An 18034-nucleotide genomic window follows, 5' to 3' on the forward strand; every position below is an offset into this window, starting at 1 on the left:
TCGGATCGGACGTCACCGCACATCCAACCGCCACGACCACCAACCCGGCGAACCTATGCGGTCACAGCACTAGAGACTTTCAAAGGTCGGCGACCTCGCACTGCTCACCGCCGGCGGGATTCGTGACCACGAGACGGCCGAGAGCGGGTCCACGCCCACCTCTCTCACGTGCCAGCCGCGCTCGGCCGGCCCGGCGGTGAGAGTGCGGGTGATCTCCGCCATGGGCGCGGGGTTCTCCGTGGTGACGTCGAGGTCCTGGCTGAGCCGGTCGACCAGGCCGTGCGCCTGGACGGCGTACCCGCCGGTGATGACCAGGGGGTAGGGGGTGCCGATGGCCAGGACGTCGGAGAGGAGCCGACGGTGTAGATTGCTGAGGTTCACGCCGCGGCTCCCGGGCAAGCCGAAGCCAGCTCGGGGAAGGCCTCCTCCCATACGTCACGGACGGCGCGGCTGATCAGCGTGCGCAGGACGGGCCACTGGTCGATCAGGAGGCCCGGTTCAGCAGGGCGATCAGGTCATCGTACTGCCCTTCGGCCGACACCGTGCGGTACATGCTCATCCACGACCGCGGGCGGTCCAGATCGAATCGCGTCAGACCCGGCCACGCCGCGTGCGGCGGCAACTGGACGGAGCCGTGCGCCGGCCCGGCCAGCTCGCCGAGCGTCTCGGGAAGCCTTCGCGCATAGCGCTGCCGCAGCACCTCGGCAGCAGACGGTGACGGCTCGGCGGCAGACATAGCGGAATGCGGCCATTATGAATGATGCAGGCCGCCCCGGGCCCACACCCGGCCAGGACGCCCATCGGTTGGTCTTCCGCCTGGGGTGGTCCTCCACCTGGGGAGGGCCTTGTCCATCCCCGCGATGCGACTGAGATTTTCGAGCTCGCCGCGGTCCACGATGGAGGCGGGGCCCTCTTCCCCTCTTCCTGGGGGGCGTACGCGAGACCGGTCCTTGAGAACGTCCCCGTCCGGCGGCCGGGTGCCGTCCTGCCGCTGGTGCGACCGCGCCCACAGAGCCAGGTGGGCGGGCCAGTCCTCCGGACCAGGCTCATTGGGGTCTAAGGTGGCGGCCTTCTCCACATGGCCAGCGCGACCAGCGGGAAGGCCACGAACGTCAGGGCCAGGACGGGCAGATGCAGCCGCCAGTGCCGTACGCCCTCCAGCGCGGCCGACGGGGCGTGTTCCGCACCAGGCAGGCCGGGCGCCCTTCGTCGGAAGGGGCGCCCGGCCTGTGCTGTTCAGTGCAGTGGCGGCACAGTAAAGGAATTTTTCCTTATCACAACCATCGCTTGGGGAGCTCAATCGACCGTGAGGCTCCTGAGCGTCGACGGCCACCAGGTCCGGCAACAGGTCTGGGCACGCACACGTACGGGGCACTGCTGGTCGAAGCGAGATTCGTGTCGCAACGACACAGGGAGACGACAGCCGATTCCACCATGCGGCTACTTCGCACCCGGTCAGGCCAGCTGTCCGCCCTCGGCGACATCCAGGAGCAGGAGGGCCGCACTGACCTCCACGATGGTTGTCGGAGCGGAGAGGTCGATGTCGGCCACCACTTCGATCCGCCGCAGGCGCTGGCTCACCGTATTGGGATGGACGTTGAGCCTCTGTGCGGCCTCGGTCCTGCTGAGATCACTGTCCAGGTAGACGCGGAGCGTCCGCAGTAGATGAGTGCCACGCCGCAGATCGTGCTCCCGAACCCCCGCCAAGGTACGGTCGGCGAAGGCCACCAGCTGCCGGGCGTCGTTGAGTTGCAGGAGCAGACCCGCGACGCCGAGGTCGTCCGGCGTCACAACGATGTCGGAACGCCCCGTGCGCAGCGCCACGTTGAGTGCTCCGCGGGCAGTCCGGTACGCCTGCCGGACGGTCTGTCGCTCGGTGGCGGACACCGCCACGGTTGCTCCCTCGGCGCCCGGAACCGAAGCCATCGCGCGGCGTATCGAGGAGGCGACGGCGCCCATGGGCTCCGCCTTTCCGGTCGCGCCCGCTGCCGCTCCCGTACGGACCCCGTCCAGGGGCCAGAGCGCGACCATCGCTCCCTGGTGCATCGCGACGAGGGGTCTCGGTCTGTACGTGGCAGCCAGCTCGGACACCAGAGTCAGCGCTCGCTGGTAGGCACGGGGACGCCGGGATTCGGTCGCCACCTCGAGTTGGCCGACGAGGGCGGCGTGGGGCCGGGACAAGTCGTGCCCCAGTCGGTCGGCGCGCTCCCGCAGCGGGCGGGATTCGGCAACCGCACCGCTCAGGATGTCGGCGAGCAGTTCGCCGCGCAGCCGGTGCTCGACCTCGGTTCCGGTGCGCAACCGGAACAGCTCGAGCGATACCACGATCGAGGCGTGTTCGAGGGCGCGTTCGTCAAGTGTTGAGAACTCCTCAGCACCGCGCGGCAGCCACAGCCGGGCGACCACCTCACCAGCCAGCCGAACGGTGGCAGCGACATGGCCGCCATGCTCGCGGACCAGGCCGGTGCCGAGCATGTGCGGCTCGGACATATCCTCCTCCAGTGGCAGCGCCGCTCGGACGTCGGCGCCCGGCAACTCCGCGAGAGGGCCGGTGAGGGCGAGCACGGTGCCCCGCGCGTCCTCGACGAGTACGGGCCGCGACACGAGTTCCGCCAGCGTCATGACGATGCCGTCGAGCCCGCCGGCCCGGAGCGCGACCGACAGGAGGCGTTCGTGGATGCGTTCTGATTTCGTCAGCAGGTCGCGCTGGCCGCGAAGCGAGGTGGTCAGCTGCTGGAGTTCCTCGACCATCCGTGCCGAGGTGAGCGCGATCGCGGCGTGATTGGCCAGCAAGGTGAGCCGCTCGATCTCGTGATCGGTGAAGTCGTGGGCGACAGAGTGGTAGCTGTTGAGCGTGCCGACCACTTCGCTGCCGGCGACCAGAGGCACCGAGAGCATCGACCGGTAACCCTGCTCCTTCGCGACCCCGCCCCATGGCGTGAACTGCGGCTCCCGGGCGATGTCCCGTACCGCAACGGCCTCACCCGACCGAAATGCCTGACTCGACGGTGCGTGGTGAAGACCGTTCCCGAGCAACCGCACCGGGCGGTCGGAGTTGACGCGCGCCACGTACTCGGCCGACAGTCCGCTCCATCCCTCGATCACGAGATTCCGCCCGGAGCCGTCGGGGATCAACACTCCGCAGAAGTCGAACCCCAGCAAGGACCGCGCCGTGTCCGCGACGAGGTCGAGGACCTCGCGCAGGCTTCGTCCGGAACTCACCGCGGTGCTCAATGCCTGCACGGCCTCGAGCCAGCGCCGCAGCTCGGCGTGCGACTCGCTTCCGCTCGACCGGGCAGGGCCCGCACCTTTCCGTGACGGCGTCGACATGTACTCAGCATGGCACGGACGAGAGTGTCGATGAAGACATACATCAAGCTCGAATATATCTCCCCGGACATAGAGATACGTGAACCGTGTCCCCATACTCGACCGCACGCCACCGCATCGGGGCGCGGACACGGCTCCCCTTCCCTGCCGCGCCGAAACATGCAGCCCTGTGCCCGTCATGCAGCCCTGTGCCCGTCATAAGGACAGCCCATGAACCAGACCAACACCCAGCGCCCTGACACCGCCGCGCCGCCGGCCGACGGCGTCGCTCGCCGCGATAGGGCGATCATCAACCCGGCCACCGGCGAGGTGATACGCACCGTCCCGGACAGCACGGTCGCCGAGGTGGACAAGGCGGTGGAGGCGGCGAGGACGGCCTTCGATTCCGGTCCGTGGCCACGCATGCCGCGCAGTGAGCGAGCCAGGCACCTGCTGCGCTTCGCCGACGCGATCGAGGCACACACCGAGACGCTGTTCCAGCTGGAGACGCGGAACAATGGCCGTCCCATCACCGAGACCAGGGCACAGCTCGCCCGCGTCCCGGAGTGGTTCCGCTACAACGCGGGCCTGCTGGCCGCCCAGCGGGACGCGGTCCTGCCGGGCGACGGCCCTTACCTCACCTACCAGCGCCGGTCACCGCTCGGCGTGTGCGGCATCATCACCCCGTTCAACCACCCGCTGCTGATCCTCGCGCGCAGTCTGTCCGCCGCGCTGGCCACCGGAAACACCGTAGTGATCAAGCCCTCCGAAATGACGCCGCTGACCACACTGGCTCTGCTCGGCATCCTGCGCGATGCCGGACTGCCCGAGGACGTCGTCATGGTCGTCACCGGTGGGCGCGAGGTGGGCGAACGGCTGACCGGGCATCCCGACATCGCCAAGATCACGCTGACCGGTGGCACCGAGGCCGGACGGGCCGCGGCTGTCGCCACGGCGGCCCGCTTCGCCCGCGTCACCGCGGAGCTCGGTGGCAAGACCCCGATCGTCGTCTTCGACGACATCGACCCGCTGGTCGCCGCCGAGGGGGCGGCGTTCGCGGCCTTCGTGGCGGCGGGCCAGTCCTGTGTCGCCGGTTCGCGGTTCCTCGTCCAGCGCGGCAGCTACGACGCCTTCGTCGAGGCGCTGAGCGCACGGGCGTCGGCGATCCGGATCGGCGACCCGGCGCAGCCGGGGACCCAGCTGGGACCGCTGATCAGCAGGGTCCAGCGGGACAAGGTCCTGCGTCTGATCACGACCGGTGCACAGGAGGGCGCCCGGATCACCGCCGGCGGGGCCATACCCGACCTGCCGGCCGAGCTCGGCTCCGGCTACTACGTGCAGCCCACCGTACTGGCCGACGCCACGATGTCCATGACCGTCACACGCGAGGAGATCTTCGGACCGGTCGCGGTCGTCGTGCCCTTCGACGGGGAGGACGACGCGGTCGCGATGGCCAACGACAACCGCTTCGGTCTCGGGGCCGGCGTCTGGACCCGTGACATCGGCCGTGGTCACCGCGTCGCGGACCGCATCACCGCCGGAATGGTGTGGGTCAACGATCACCATCGGCTGGAGCCGTCGCTCCCGTGGGGCGGGATCAAGGAGTCCGGCACCGGACGGGATGCCGGCCAGGAGTCCTTCGACGACTTCACCTGGGTCAAGACCGTCGTGGTGCGCACCTCCGCCGACGACGTCGACTGGTACGGCAGCACCGAGCCCGGCCGTCTCAACTGACCGACTGTCCCACGGCGCTTTCCCCCTCCCCTCCCCTCTCCCACCTCCAGAGGCTCCCCCTCATTCCCACGACGACTTCCGTCCGGCAACGTCCAACGAAGGACCCGCCCATGTCGAATACACAGGTCGCCCGGCCCGCTCGCGGCTGGCGCGCGGAGATCACCCGAATGCAATGGCTCGTCCTGCTGGGGACGACGATGGGCTGGGCCCTGGACGGCTTCGCCGGAAGCCTCTACGCGCTGGTCCTCGGCCCGGCCATGACCGAGCTGCTGCCGCACAGCGGCATCGGGGTGAGCCCCGACGGTATCGGGTTCTACGGCGGCCTGACCGTGGCCCTGTTCCTCACCGGCTGGGCGGTCGGCGGGCTCCTGTTCGGCATGCTCGCCGACTACTTCGGGCGGGTCCGAGTGCTGTCCGTCGGCATCGTCACCTACGCGGTGTTCACCGCGCTGGCGGCGTTCGCCGACACCTGGTGGCAACTCGGCGCCCTCCGGTTCGTCGCCGGGCTCGGCTCGGGCGTCGAGGCCCCGGTCGGGGCCGCGCTGGTGGCCGAGGTATGGCGCAACCGCTACCGGGCGCGGGCCTGCGGCGTGATGATGTCCGGCTACGCGGCCGGCTTCTTCATCGCCGCGCTCGCCTACCAGCTGCTCGGCGACCACGGCTGGCGGCTGATGATGGGCATCGCGGTGGCGCCCGCCCTCCTCGTGTGGTTCATCCGCCGCTACGTTCCCGAGCCCCCGGAGATCCGGGGCGCCATCGCCGCACGCCGGATACGGAAGTCGCAGGGCCAGGTCACCGAGGCGGACCGGTTCGTCCTGCGCCGGCTGCTCGCCGCGCCGCTGCTGAACCGGACGGCGATCTGCACGGCGCTGGCCACCGGCTCGCTGATCGCCTTCTGGAGCGTGTCGACCTGGTATCCCCAGATCATCCGCCAGGTCGCCGCCGACGACGCGCTGTCCCCGGACACGGCCAACAGCCATGTCGCGGTCGCCTCGATGCTGTTCAACGCGGGCGGCATCCTCGGCTACGCCTCGTGGGGATTCCTCGCCGACGCGTTCGGCCGGCGCAAGGCCTTCGCCATCAGCTTCGCCGTCTCCGCCGTGAGCGTCTGCTATCTCTTCCCCTTCCAGCACGGCTACGGCGAGTTCCTGCTCGCCCTGCCGGTCGTCGGATTCGGCCTGTTCGGGGCCCTGTCAGGCACCTTCGTCTACGGCCCCGAACTCTTCCCGCCCAGTGTGCGAGCCACCGGCATGGCCCTGTGCAACAGCATCGGGCGGATCATCACCGCGGCCGGCCCGCTGGTGGCCAGCGTCATCGCCGCCTCGTGGTTCGACGGAGACCTGGGCCTGGCGACCACATGTGTCGCCGCGGTCGGACTGATCGCCGCGGCCGGTCTCGCCTTCGCACCGGAGACACGCGGAGCCGAACTCCCCAGCGACCCCATTGCCCCCGGCCCGGTCCAGGCGCAGCCGCGGACCAGGCCGATCACCAGCAAGGAGATGTAGACATGAACGCGTACGACGGCGCCACCGCGGCGGTCATCGGCGGGTCGATCGGCGGGTTGACCACCGCCCTCCTCCTGCGCGACCTGGGCTTCACGGTCGACGTCTTCGAGCGGACCCCCACCGCCCTCGACGGCCGCGGCAGCGGCATCGTGCTACAGCCGGACACCCTGCGCTGGTTCACCGAGCGCAGTGACCAGCATCCGGAGAACCTCAGCACCTCCACGGACTGGGTCCAGTACCTGGACACCGACAACCGGATCGTGCACCGCGAGCGGCGGACCTGGAGCTACACATCATGGGGCACGTTCTACCGCGCCCTACTCGGCGACTTTGGAACCGACCACTACCATCTGGGCGAGTACGCCTGCGGATTCGACCAGGACGACCGGTCCGTCACCGTGCGGTTCGTGAGCGGGCGTGAAGTGACGGCGGATCTGGTGGTCTTCGCCGACGGAATCACCTCCATCGGGCGCCGGCGCCTCGATCCGGCCGCGGATCTCACCTACTCCGGCTACATCGGATGGCGCGGAACGGTCCCGGAGAAGGACCTGTCCGAGGGCACCCGCGAGCTGCTGAAGGACTCCATCACCTACACCGTGGTGCCCCACTCCCACATCACGCTTTACCCGATCCCCGGCGAAGGCGGTACCGGGCCACAGGACCGGCTCATGAACTACGTCTGGTACCGGAACGTGCCCGAGGGCCCCGAGCTGTCCGAGATGCTGATCGACAAGCGCGGCTTTCCCGGCACGGTGTCGATCCACCCCTCCCAGGTCCAGGACCGCTACGTGGACGAGATGCGGGACGCCGCGCGGCGGATGCTGTCCCCCGCCGCGGCCGAGGTCGTGACCTCGACCGCCGCGCCGTACGTCCAGGTCGTCTCCGATGCGCGCGCGTCCCGGATGACCGACGGCCGGGTGGCACTGATCGGTGACGCGGCGTGTGCGGCCCGGCCGCACGCCGCGGCCGGCACCGCGAAGGCGGCGGCCGACGCCTGGGCCCTGGTCGCCGCGCTGCGGGAGGCGGAGGGCGACGTCAGCGCCGCCCTGCGCAAGTGGGAGCCGGTCCAGCTCGAACTCAGTGCCCGGCTGCTGGAGCGGGTCGTCGCCATGGGCGAGCGGTCCCAGTTCGCGAACACCTGGACGCCCGGCGATCCGAGCCTGCGGTTCGGTCTCTACGGTCCCGGGCACTGACCCCACCGCGGACCCGGGCGCCCCCGACCCACCACCGACCACACACAAGGAGCCACAATGACCAGCGAGAACTTTCTCGCGGACCTGCCACTGGCCGGCGACCTCGTCGCCACCGGGTTCGACGGATGGACCCGGGAGCTGCGTACCGAGTTCGAGGCGCACTCCCACGACGGCCGGGTCGGCTCCCGGCTGCTGAGCCAGACACCGCGGGTGCGGGTCTGGGAGATCCGGCTCGCCCCCGGCGAGCGCTGGCACGCCCATCGGCACGTCCTGGACTACTTCTGGACCGCGGTGAACGCGGGCCGCAGCCGCCAGCACACGCACGACGGCACGACCCGGGAGGTCTCCTACGACGCCGGGGAGACCCGCCACTTCACCTTCGGCCCGGGCGAGTACCTCCTACACGACATCGAGAACGTCGGCGGCACCGAGCTCGTCTTCACCACCGTCGAACACCTCGACAGCGCCAACGCGCCGCTGGACATCCACGGCCACGGGCCGGACGCCCGGCAGGAGCCGCGACCGTGATCAGCACCCCGCTCGCCCAGGGCGTCATCGACGTCCACGCCCACTGGCTGCCCACCGAGTTGTTCGGCCTCCCCCGGGGGCCCCGTACGGGCACATGCACGACCGCGACGGCCAACTCCACCTCGGCGACATGCCGCTGTCCATCCCGACCCGGGCGATGAGTGACGTCCCCGCCATCCTCGAGGACATGCGCGCCGCGGGGGTGGGTGTGCGGGTCCTGTCCGCGCCGCCGTTCGCGTTCCCCGTGGGAGGTGTGCCGGGGGCCGGTGCGTATGTCTCCGCCTTCAACGACGCGCTCTCCGTCGTGGTCTCCGATGCCGACGGCAGGCTCATGGGGCTCGGCATGGTGAGTCTCGACGACTCCGATGAGGCTCGCGCCCAGATGGAGCGGCTGGCCGGGACCGACGGCATCGCCGGGATCGCGATACCGCCGCTGCTCGCCGGCCGCTCCCTGGACCGGGGCATGTTGCGCCACATCCTCACCGACGCCGTGGATCTCGACCTCGCCGTGCTCGTCCACCCGATGCAACTGCCCCGGCCGGAATGGTCGGAGCACTACCTCCCCAACCTCATAGGTAACCCCGTCGAGAGCGCCACCGCCGTCGCCGCGCTGCTGCTGGGCGGCATCAAGGAAGAGCTGCCGGGGCTGCGGATCTGCTTCGTGCACGGCGGCGGTTGCGCACCGGGGCTGCTCGGCCGGTGGACCCACGGCTGGCACACCCGGGCCGATGTGCGCCGCCACTCGACCCGGCCGCCGGACGAGGTCTTCGGCGAGCTGTTCTTCGACAGCGTCACCCACGATCCCGCACTGATGGGGCTGCTGACCGCGCACGCCTCCGAGGGCGGTGTCGTCTGCGGGAGCGACTACCCATTCGACATGGCCCAGCCGGACCCCGTCCGCTTCGCCACCGACCACGGACCGGATGCCGGAACGCTCACCGCCAACGCGCGGGCGTTCCTCGGCCTGTGACGGGTCCACTGCACCCCACCTCACTCACCTGCGGCTCCCCACCGTGACCGGCCCATACGTGCCCGCCCGGCGAACGGCGTTCGCCGGGCGGGGACGGGCACGACGCGACGCCGTTCCCTCCCCCGCCGAGACAGGCAGACAGCCGTTCCGAGAAGGGAACCCACATGTCAGACTCCTCCCTGGCCGAACGCCAGGCCGTCAGAAAAGCCCTGAGACGCCTGGGCCCACTGGTCCTGCTCCTCTACACGGCCGGTTACCTCGACCGGGTCAACCTCGGGACCGCCGCGCTGACCATGAATGCCGACCTCGGCATCAGCGCCTCCGCCTTCGGTTTCGCCACCGGGATCTTCTCGGCCGGATACATCGCTCTGCAGGTCCCCAGCAACCTGGCACTCAACCGGCTGGGGCCACGGCGCTGGCTCGGTCTGCTCACGATCTGCTGGGGCGTCGTCGCCGTGCTGACCAGCCTGGTCCAGGGCGAGAGCAGCCTCATCGCGATCAGAATCGCCTTGGGCGCCGTCGAGGCAGGCATGCTCCCCGGCATGCTGATGTATCTGACGATCTGGTTCCCACCGCGGATGCGCGGCCGGGTGACCGCTCTGGTCTGCCTGCCGTTCTACGCGATCCTGGGAACCCCGCTGTCCGCGGCCATCATCCAGTACGCCAACGGCGTACTGGGCGTGGCGGGATGGCGGTGGATGTTCCTTCTTGAGGGAGCGCCGACGATCATCATCGGTCTGGTGCTGCTGCGTTTCCTGACCGACTCTCCAGCGACCGCCACCTGGCTCACGGAGCCGGAACGGGCGGCCCTGCTGGAGGTCACCGCGGCCGAGACCGCCATGGAGAAGCAGAAGATTCGTTTCAGCGACGTTCTGCAGCGGCTGCGCGACCTCCGCCTGATCACCCTTTCCGCGGGCGTCAGCCTCCTATGGGTCGGATTCGCCGCCATCACCGCGTTCCTTCCGCTGATCATCGCCGGCTTCGCCCAGCAGGCCCACACGAAGCTGAACGTGGTCCAGACGGGTCTGCTCTCCGGGGCCGTCTACATCCCCGCGACACTCGTCGCCATCTTCTGGGTGTCCAGCTCGGACCGGCGCAACGAGCGAGTATGGCACGTGGCCTGGGGTGCGCTGCTGGCCGCCGCCGGCACCGTGCTGGCCGCCAACGCCACCGACCTGTGGCTGACCCTGCTCGGTACGGTCCTGCTCACGTCCGGTATCTACGCCGCTCTCTTCCTTATGTGGCAGATCCCGGTCGGACACCTGCGCGGACCCGTCGCCATGTCTGTCGGCATCGCCCTCACCACGATGCTCGGCAACATCGGAAGCTTCCTGGCGCCCTACATCGTGGGATGGCTCCGCGACGCTACCGGAAACTACAACAGCGGCCTGTACTTCATCGCCGCCTCGCTCATCGGCTGTGCCGTCGTCACCGTGGCCGGCAACCGGATACGGCCGCGCACCACCACCTCCCGCACGCCCACCCCGCACCACGGCGACGCCGAAAAAGTCACCACCCACTGAAGAAGGACGAACACCATGCTCACGATCGACCACATCTCGCTGGGGTCCCGCAACATCTACGCCGGCACCGAACAGCTCTGCGCGGAAACCGGGTTCGGACAGTACGAAGGGGGCTGGTTCCCCCACCTCGGCATCGCCAACCGCATCGTCCCACTCGGACCGGACCAGTACATCGAGGTGGAGAGCGTCATCGACGCCTACTCGCCGCAGACCAACCCCAACGCCCGCTGGTTCTACGACCAGATCGAAGGCGGCGACGTGTTCATCGGCTGGTGCCTGCGGGTCGACTCACGCGACGAACTGGAGAAGCTGGCCGAGCACTTCGGCACCAGCACCATCGACAAGCCGCTGCGCAAGCGGACGGACGGCGTGCAGCGCAACGCTATCCGTGTTCCCGAGACGATCCCCTGCTGGCAGCGGGGGGTGCCCAACGTGTTCCTGATCGAGGACCTCGCCGAGCACCCGGCGGCACAGCCGTGCAGCGGGCAGCGGAACACGCCCCAGGGAATCATGTGGATGGAGGTCGGCGGCACCGAGGCGGACATGCGTGCGTGGCTGGGCGATGGCGCCGCCGACCTTCCCTTGAGGTACAACGGCGGGCGGCCCGGTCTGTACGCGGTCGCCGTCGCCACGGACGAGGGTGAGGTGGTGGTCCGCCGCACGGCGGTTACCGAGCCTCGGTGACGTGCGTGAGTCCACTGGATCCCACACCGCGCCCGCAATTTCCCCATGGGGATCGCGAAGGGGGCGGGCGGTCCCTGAGCCGGTCCGCCTACGAGCCGTGCAGCCAGATCCGCAGCGTACCCACGGGGACGAAGCCATGACGGATGGCGGCCACCAGGTCGTCGCCCTGCTCGTAGCCGACCACCGGCAGGGTGGGGAACAGCCGGTTCACCGCGTCCAGTACGCCCGGCCAGGCTGCGTCAGGGCCGCCGTCCAGAGCGAAGACATTGGAGATTCCGATCACGTGGTCGCTGCGACTCGCCACCGCTCCGGCGACGACTCGGCCATCGGCGGACTGTCCGGCGAGCACGGAGGTGGCTGGGTCGTGGAGCAGTTCGGGTCGGAAGAGGTCCGCGTTGCCGTCTCCGTTGTCCCAGGCGAGCGCCCACGCGCGCAGCGTGTCCGGGTCATCTGCCACGTCCCAGGCAAGATCCGACGAGGCGGCGGGCGGACTCGCCGGGCGGTGGATCCACTGTGCCTCGAACAGCACCTGGAAACCGGCCTCTGTCAGGTCGAGGTCGGCGAAGCTGTCCTTGACGGAGGCGCCGGGGGCGGCGGTGTCGATCCGGGCCGCCAGCGCGGCCCGGTCGGCGCCCGGCACCAGCGTCACCGCGTCGGGGTAGTAGAACGGCGTGCGAGCCGGAGCGGCCCAGGCTTGTGGTCCGAACTCGCCCGTAAAGCCGTGCGATCGGCTCATCGCTGCGCACCACTCGGCGTTGTTGCGGGCGGCAGCCCGGACCAGGAACTGCTTCGGCGTCGTCACGACTGCGGATCATGGAGCATCTGGCCCGGCCCGTCGAACGGCCGCTTGGCCGTGTGCCGCTGCTTACGCGGCGCCTCCAGATCCGCGCGGAGCCACTCGTCGGCCGTCTTCTTGTACGGCTCCATCCGCGGCGAGACCCGCACCGGCCGCTTACGCGGCTGCGCCACCGGCGAGGCCAACGCCTCGCGCACCAGACGCCGGTGGACGATGTACTTCCTCGACAACGCCCGGATCGACAGCTTCATCTGCCAGCTGCCCCGGCGGATACGGACAAACAGCTCCTGCTTGGATAAATACATCCACAGCACCCACCCTCGGCGGACCACAACCACTGTCCCACCGCAAGGCCCGAAGTGGGGCCACTTCGCCTCGCCGCCGCCCCTCAGAACCTCCGACTCGCCCTCCGGATAGGGCCAGTTGAAGTCGCCTTGGTGGGGCCGCTGAACGACGCCCTGGCCACTCACCAGGAAGAAACCACCGAAAACCAGCACCCCTGTCCCGTCTCGGTCGGCCTGGTCTCGGTCTCAGCTGATCTGGTCCGATTCGCTTCTCGTTCCCAGTGATCCGGTCCGCCGGAGCTGCTCGTCCGGTCGCATTCAAGCGACTGAAACGTGCCCCTTACGGCAGGGAGCGTGTGAGCCACACGAGTTCGCCACGGCCATCTGCCGAGACATGGTCACGCTCGAAGCCAAGCTTTTCGAGGACGCGAAACGACGGCGCATTCCAGGAACACACCGTCGCCCAGAGTCGCTTCCGCCCAGTCGTGATCGCGGCGTCAAGCACTGCGGAGGCCGCCTCAGTCGCATAGCCCTGTCCGTGCACACGCCGGAACAACTCGTACGCGATCTCAGGCTCATCGACGGAAGCTCGCCCCACGGTGAGCCCGCAATACCCGATGAAGTCACCCACATCGCGGCGGTTAACGACTAGTACTCCAGCAGCGTTTCGCTATCTGGCCTGGTCAGGAGTGTCGTCCGGAGTGTAGTGGGCTGGTGGTGTGTCAGGGGCGGTCTTGCCGGACCGCTCCTCCAACGAGTGGATCGGGGAAATGGCCGGGCTGTGATACGGACAGCCTCCCAACGTGATCGACGAACATGCGGACGCGGCCTGGGAACGAGAACTCGACGACCTCTTCCTCTGCATCGGCCACCGGTTTGGCCGTGCCGACCTGCGGCGCCGGATGCGGGACTATGTGCGGGGCCTGCTCGCCCCTGTCGGCCGCAAGAACGGCTGGCAACTGGCCCAGTTCGCCGGGCATCGCACCCCCGATGGCCTCCAGCGGTTGCTGAATGGAGCAACCTGGAACGCCGCCGACGTCCGCGACGACCTGCAGTCATATGTCGCCAGGCACCTCGGCGATGACGGCGGGGTGCTCGTCATCGATGACACCGGCTTCATCAAGAAGGGCACCACCTCGGCCGGAGTGCAGCGCCAATACTCCGGCACCGCCGGCCGCACCGAGAACTGCCAGATCGGTGTCTTCGCCGCCTACGCCACCAGCACCGGACGGGCGTTGGTGGACCGGGAGCTGTACTTGCCCAGGTCGTGGACGGACGACCGCGAGCGCTGCCGGGCGGCGAAAGTCCCCGACGAACGCGGCTTCGCCACCAAGGGAGAGCTGGCCAAGCGCCTCGTACTGCGTGCCCTGGCCTCCGATCTCCCCCTCGCCTGGGTGGCCGCGGACGCCGCCTACGGGCAAGAGGGACGCTTCCGCCGTCTGCTGGAGCAGTCCGGTCTCGGCTATGTGCTCGCAGTGCCCAAGTCCCAGCAGGTCTTCGGCCCGCGCATCGACCACCTCTTCGCTCAGGCTCCCGTGGAGGCATGGGAGCCGATCTCGTGCGGCGACGGGGCCAAGGGGCCGCGGCTCTACCACTGGGCGGCACTGGAATTGCCCACGGTGGCCGAGTTCGACTACCAGGGCGATGTTCCCGTCCGTCGGCGGTGGGCACTGGCCCGCCGCAGTCCCAGCAAGCCCGAGCAGATCGCGTATTTCCTCGCCTACGCCCCACGGGAGGCCGCGGTGGCCGACCTGGTGCGGATCGCCGGGATGCGCTGGCAGATCGAGGAGTGCTTCCAGGCCGCGAAGAACGAGTGCGGCCTGGACCAGTACGAGGTCCGCCGTTACATCGGCTGGTACCGGCACATCACCCTGGCCATGCTTGCCCATGCCTACCTCGCGGTCATGGCGGCCGACGCGGGAGCAAAGGGGGGTGCAGAAACGCTTCCGGCCCCCTGGCTCCGCTCACCGTGGCAGAAGTCCAGCGGCTCCTGGCGCCTCGCCTCACCGGCAACCGCCGACCCGACCGGTCGCTTCGCGCGCACATGCTAACTGGTCACGCTGGCGCCGCAGGCGCCAGCTCGTCGCCCGCCACTGCCACTACCGGCGACGACTCCACTCGTTGGAGGGGCACTCCGGCAAGACCGCCCCTGACACACCACCAGCCCACTACACTCCGGACGACACCCCTGACCAGGCCAGATAGCGAAACGCTGCTGGAGTACTAGAGGTTGTCCCGTATGGGGTGTGCGGTGTGGTGGGCGTCCAACATGGCGTCTGGGGTGCTGTTGGTGTGGGTGGTGGCGATGCCGTAGGTCGTGATTATTGTGGAGACGGCTGCAAGCTCGTAGTGAGCAGCAAGGCCGTAGCGGAGATACCGGCGGCGACAGCAAACGCTGTCGGATACCCGAGCCGACCCGCGAGCAGCCCGCTGACCGGACCGGCGACGAGGATCCCCAGGTCCCACAGCGAGGTCATCGACCCCATCGCGGTCCCGGGCAGTCGAGCGTTGGCGCGTTGAAGCGTGAGCGCGCTGGTCGCGGGATAGATCGTTCCGAGGCCGACACCGGTGATCGCCACTCCGGCGAGCACTGGCACCGTCCTGGCTCCGTCGCGACCAGGAGCAACCCGACCGCTTCCACCCCGACCGACAGTCGGGCCAGCAATACCGGGCCATAGGTGTCGACTTGTGGGCTTCCTGCGGAACGCGTCACTACCGGTAGTTCGTTAAATCCGGCGGTGGTGTGGGTTGACGGCAGGTCGGGTTGGTCGTAGGCCGGTGGTAGGAGTGAACTGTCTTGCTGGGGGGCTGAAGATGACCGCTCGCCGTCCGTGTCCGCCTGCGCCGGGTCCGTTGGAGGACTACGCGGCTCGGTTCGACGATCTCTTCTTCAGCCTGGCCCAGCGGCGGGGCTTTCGCGAGTATCTGACCGGATTGCTGGCGCCACGGGAGCGGAACAAGACGATCACCTGTCTGGCAGAGGCGGAGCCGGTGGCCGGTGCGGGGATGCCGGCGGTACAGCGGCTGCAGTTCTTCCTGTCCGAGTCGCCCTGGGAGGCCGAGCAGGTCAACGACCGACGGCTTGAGCTGCTGCGCGAGGAGCCGGCGACGGCTCCGCACGATGGCGGGGTCATCGTGATCGACGACTCCGGGGACCGTAAGGACGGCACAGCCACCGCACACGTGGGCAGGCAGTGGCTGGGCCGGCTGGGCAAGACGGACAACGGTGTCGTCACGGTGACCACGGTGTGGACCGACGGCCGTGTGTACTACCCGCTGCACGCGACCCCCTACACCCCCGCCCACCACTTCGCCCGCGGCCGCGCCGACCCGGCCTTCCGCACCAAACCGCAGCTGGCCGCCGCCCTCGCGGCCCGCGGGAAGGAGGCGGGCTTCGGCTGCCGCGCGGTGGTCGCCGACTGCGCCTACTCCGTCAGCGACACCTGGTACCTCGCACTGCGCCAGGCCGGCCTGGCCTACGTGGTGGCCCTCAAGCCGCACCGCGGCACCTGGGCTCCGGCAGACCAGCCGCACACTCCCATCGAAGCCGCCCATGCCCTGACCTGGCGCGATGCCAGGCGTCCCAGCGACTGGACGCCCGTGGAGCGTCACTTCCGCGACGGGCACACCGAGACCTGGTGGGCCGCCGATGCCCGCCTGGGCGGCTACGGACCCGACTCACCCTGCCGACTGGTCGTGGCCACCACCGACCCAGCCGGCCTGCCGGAGAAGGCCACCTGGTACCTGGCCACCAACCTGCCCCACCCCGACGCACCCCACGCCGCCAGCCCGCACCCGCCGGCCGACCTTGCCGAGATCGTCCGCCTCTACAGCCTGCGGCCCTGGATCGAGCAGAGTTACAAGCAGGTCAAGGACGAACTCGGCTGGGCCGACTTCCAAGTCCGCTCCGACCGCGCCATGCGCCGCCACCAGACCCTGGTCAACTGCGCCTTCTCCTTCTGCTGGGACCAATGGTTTACCCCACCAGGGCCCCTGGACTCCACCGCCCCGGACCCCTGCCCCGACGAAGGGCCAGAGAGGGGGACCCGCTCCGTCCCACCAGCCCCAACAACCTTGTTGGCCCAGGGCCTTACGCGCCATCCGCTCCTGGCTCACCCCCGCCATCGTCCTCACCCGATGGTGGCAAGCCTGGACGGACAAGGACCCACCCCCCGACCTCCAGGCCCTGATCAACGCGGTCACCACAGGACACGGCATCGACCTCTACCGCCGGATTTAACGAACTACCGGTAGGACCATCAGGTCAAGGTGAGTGAGTCATGAGGGCCGTCACAGGGGCCGGAACGGCGAGGCGGTGCGTCGTTCCTCGCCGCCCGCAGGCCGGTGAGGAACGGAAATCCGCACCAGGTGGCCCAGAATTTCCGTACCTGGTCGCTGTGCTGGATGCATCTGCTCGCTGCCCGTGTGGTCCGCGCGATCATGCATGTGTGCTGGGCACCGCACCGGCCCGCCCTGCCGCTGGGTGGCCGTAGGGCACGAGACCGCACGCAGGCAGCGGGGCATGGGTGTGACCGGAGCCCGGCGAAGGGCTCCGGTCGTGGAGAAGCAGGGTTTGCCGGTCAGCGAGCCGCGCGGCGAGGCACCGGCTACGTGCGGCCATCGGGCTCATGTGCGGTTGCGGGGCGGCCTGCCCGAGGTGCCGATGGGAGGTACAGGGCCGGTGTCCTGCCCGTGTGCGCGGGTCTCGTGGGCCGTGCATCGCCGGGGCCGAGTGCGTGTATCCGCGTCGCGTCGTGCGCAAGCGTGCGGAGGGCGCGGCTCTGGCCGGTTCATGCCGAGGGGGCGGCAGTTGCGGGGAGTCCGGTCAGCCGGATGCCGGTGTGGGTTTTATAGCGCCTGTTGACTCCGATCAACAGGGCCGTGATCCGCTCACAGACGCCGCTCATGTCCAACGGGCCGCAGTCGACGGCGCGCAGACCGGGAATGCGGTCGATGAGGGCTGCGGCCACGGCTTTGTCGGCCTTGTGGTCGCCGCAGAGCAGTACGTCCTCGTCGAGTCGGCGTTCGGTGTCCTGCAGAGTGGCGGCACTGACCGTCTGGAGGGCCGATACCACTCCTACGTCGTCCGGCAGCAGGGCCTGTGCCTGCTCAGCGGCCGAACCCGCCCAGGGGACGATCGGGCGCAGGCCTCGGGGGCCGACGGGCAGGAGGGGTGCTGTGGTGTCGATGAGCAGTTGTCCCGGTTGGATGACTTTCGCGATGGAGCGCATCGTTTCGACGTGGGCGCTGAAAGGCACGGTGACAACCACCACTTCGGCGCCTTCAATCATTGCGGTGTTGTCTCCGCCGAGTGCGCCGGGGAGTCCGTCCGCGCAGGTCTTCGCCGCGTCTGCGCGCCGGGACCCGATGCGGACGCTGATGCCTGTGCGGGCCCACCGGGTGGCGAGTCCGAGACCGAGGGCGCCCGTGCCGCCGACGATGGCGACGGTGCTGGCGTGGTCTGTACTCGCGTCGGTGGGCAGGTCCAGTTGAGTGCCTGTCATGGGA

At 69.3% G+C, this 18034-nt stretch carries 14 protein-coding genes and 4 pseudogenes; 9 read left to right on the top strand and 9 right to left on the bottom strand.

Annotated elements, in window-relative coordinates; translation table 11 throughout:
* Window positions 1-82: 82 nt before the first annotated feature.
* The 4 genes and pseudogenes from CGL27_RS00530 to CGL27_RS00545 all read right to left on the bottom strand — a co-directional run.
* Window positions 83-381: pseudogene (locus CGL27_RS00530) on the bottom strand (hypothetical protein); the annotation flags it as partial.
* A pseudogene (locus tag CGL27_RS00535) lies at window positions 378-736 on the bottom strand (hypothetical protein). The pseudogenes CGL27_RS00535 and CGL27_RS00530, both read right to left, overlap by 4 nt.
* 344 nt (window positions 737-1080) lie before the next feature.
* A pseudogene (locus tag CGL27_RS51295) lies at window positions 1081-1194 on the bottom strand (bile acid:sodium symporter); the annotation flags it as partial.
* Between the two features lie 261 nt (window positions 1195-1455).
* Complete coding sequence (locus CGL27_RS00545; RefSeq protein ID WP_240450286.1) at window positions 1456-3222, bottom strand: GAF domain-containing protein; 1767 nt, start codon at window positions 3220-3222, stop codon at window positions 1456-1458.
* 318 nt (window positions 3223-3540) lie between these two features.
* On the opposite strand from CGL27_RS00545, the gene CGL27_RS00550 reads away from it, so the two are divergent.
* From CGL27_RS00550 to CGL27_RS00580, 7 genes are all read left to right on the top strand, one after another.
* Window positions 3541-5043 carry an aldehyde dehydrogenase gene (locus tag CGL27_RS00550; protein WP_240450287.1) on the top strand — a complete coding sequence of 501 codons (1503 nt, stop codon included), beginning with the start codon at window positions 3541-3543 and terminating at the stop codon, window positions 5041-5043.
* A gap of 110 nt (window positions 5044-5153) precedes the next feature.
* On the top strand, window positions 5154-6548 hold the full coding sequence (locus tag CGL27_RS00555; protein ID WP_240450288.1) for an MFS transporter: 1395 nt from the start codon (window positions 5154-5156) through the stop codon (window positions 6546-6548).
* A gap of 2 nt (window positions 6549-6550) precedes the next feature.
* Window positions 6551-7741 (top strand): FAD binding domain-containing protein, encoded by a 1191-nt coding sequence (locus CGL27_RS00560; protein WP_119983766.1) that lies wholly within the window; start codon window positions 6551-6553, stop codon window positions 7739-7741.
* 57 nt (window positions 7742-7798) lie between these two features.
* Window positions 7799-8269, top strand: coding sequence for a hypothetical protein (locus tag CGL27_RS00565; RefSeq protein ID WP_119983767.1), 471 nt, complete (start codon window positions 7799-7801; stop codon window positions 8267-8269).
* A gap of 94 nt (window positions 8270-8363) precedes the next feature.
* The gene (locus CGL27_RS00570; RefSeq protein ID WP_240450289.1) at window positions 8364-9239 is read left to right on the top strand and encodes an amidohydrolase family protein; all 876 of its coding nucleotides are present in this window, start codon (window positions 8364-8366) and stop codon (window positions 9237-9239) included.
* A 164-nt stretch (window positions 9240-9403) separates the two neighbouring features.
* A complete protein-coding gene (locus CGL27_RS00575) occupies window positions 9404-10762 on the top strand; it encodes an MFS transporter (RefSeq protein ID WP_119983768.1) in 1359 nt (452 codons plus the stop codon).
* 15 nt (window positions 10763-10777) lie between these two features.
* Window positions 10778-11446: a VOC family protein gene (locus CGL27_RS00580; RefSeq protein WP_119983769.1), complete on the top strand. Its 669-nt coding sequence runs from the start codon at window positions 10778-10780 to the stop codon at window positions 11444-11446.
* An 88-nt stretch (window positions 11447-11534) separates the two neighbouring features.
* Here CGL27_RS00580 and CGL27_RS00585 read toward each other — a convergent pair whose 3' ends face one another.
* The 3 genes and pseudogenes from CGL27_RS00585 to CGL27_RS51300 all read right to left on the bottom strand — a co-directional run.
* Window positions 11535-12248: a hypothetical protein gene (locus CGL27_RS00585; protein WP_119983770.1), complete on the bottom strand. Its 714-nt coding sequence runs from the start codon at window positions 12246-12248 to the stop codon at window positions 11535-11537.
* Window positions 12245-12547: a hypothetical protein gene (locus CGL27_RS49710; protein WP_162952824.1), complete on the bottom strand. Its 303-nt coding sequence runs from the start codon at window positions 12545-12547 to the stop codon at window positions 12245-12247. The genes CGL27_RS00585 and CGL27_RS49710 overlap by 4 nt, the downstream gene beginning before the upstream one ends.
* Window positions 12548-12866: 319 nt before the next feature.
* A pseudogene (locus tag CGL27_RS51300) lies at window positions 12867-13184 on the bottom strand (GNAT family N-acetyltransferase); the annotation flags it as partial.
* Window positions 13185-13389: 205 nt separating this feature from the next.
* Between CGL27_RS51300 and CGL27_RS00600 the strand changes: the two are divergent.
* Window positions 13390-14577 (top strand): IS701 family transposase, encoded by a 1188-nt coding sequence (locus CGL27_RS00600; protein ID WP_119994180.1) that lies wholly within the window; start codon window positions 13390-13392, stop codon window positions 14575-14577.
* Window positions 14578-14847: 270 nt separating this feature from the next.
* On the opposite strand, the gene CGL27_RS00605 is transcribed toward CGL27_RS00600, so the two are convergent.
* Entirely contained in the window at window positions 14848-15123 is a 276-nt protein-coding gene (locus CGL27_RS00605) for an MFS transporter (RefSeq protein WP_162952825.1), read from the bottom strand.
* Window positions 15124-15379: 256 nt separating this feature from the next.
* Between CGL27_RS00605 and CGL27_RS00610 the strand changes: the two genes are divergently transcribed.
* Window positions 15380-16780, top strand: coding sequence for an IS701 family transposase (locus CGL27_RS00610; RefSeq protein WP_240450290.1), 1401 nt, complete (start codon window positions 15380-15382; stop codon window positions 16778-16780).
* A gap of 536 nt (window positions 16781-17316) precedes the next feature.
* Here the strand turns inward: CGL27_RS00610 and npdG are convergent.
* On the bottom strand, window positions 17317-18030 hold the full coding sequence (gene npdG / locus CGL27_RS00615) for an NADPH-dependent F420 reductase (protein WP_119983774.1): 714 nt from the start codon (window positions 18028-18030) through the stop codon (window positions 17317-17319).
* Window positions 18031-18034 lie beyond the last annotated feature (4 nt).

Source organism: Streptomyces sp. 11-1-2 (genome assembly GCF_003595545.1).
In the GTDB taxonomy this organism is placed as follows: Bacteria; Actinomycetota; Actinomycetes; order Streptomycetales; family Streptomycetaceae; genus Streptomyces; species Streptomyces hygroscopicus_B.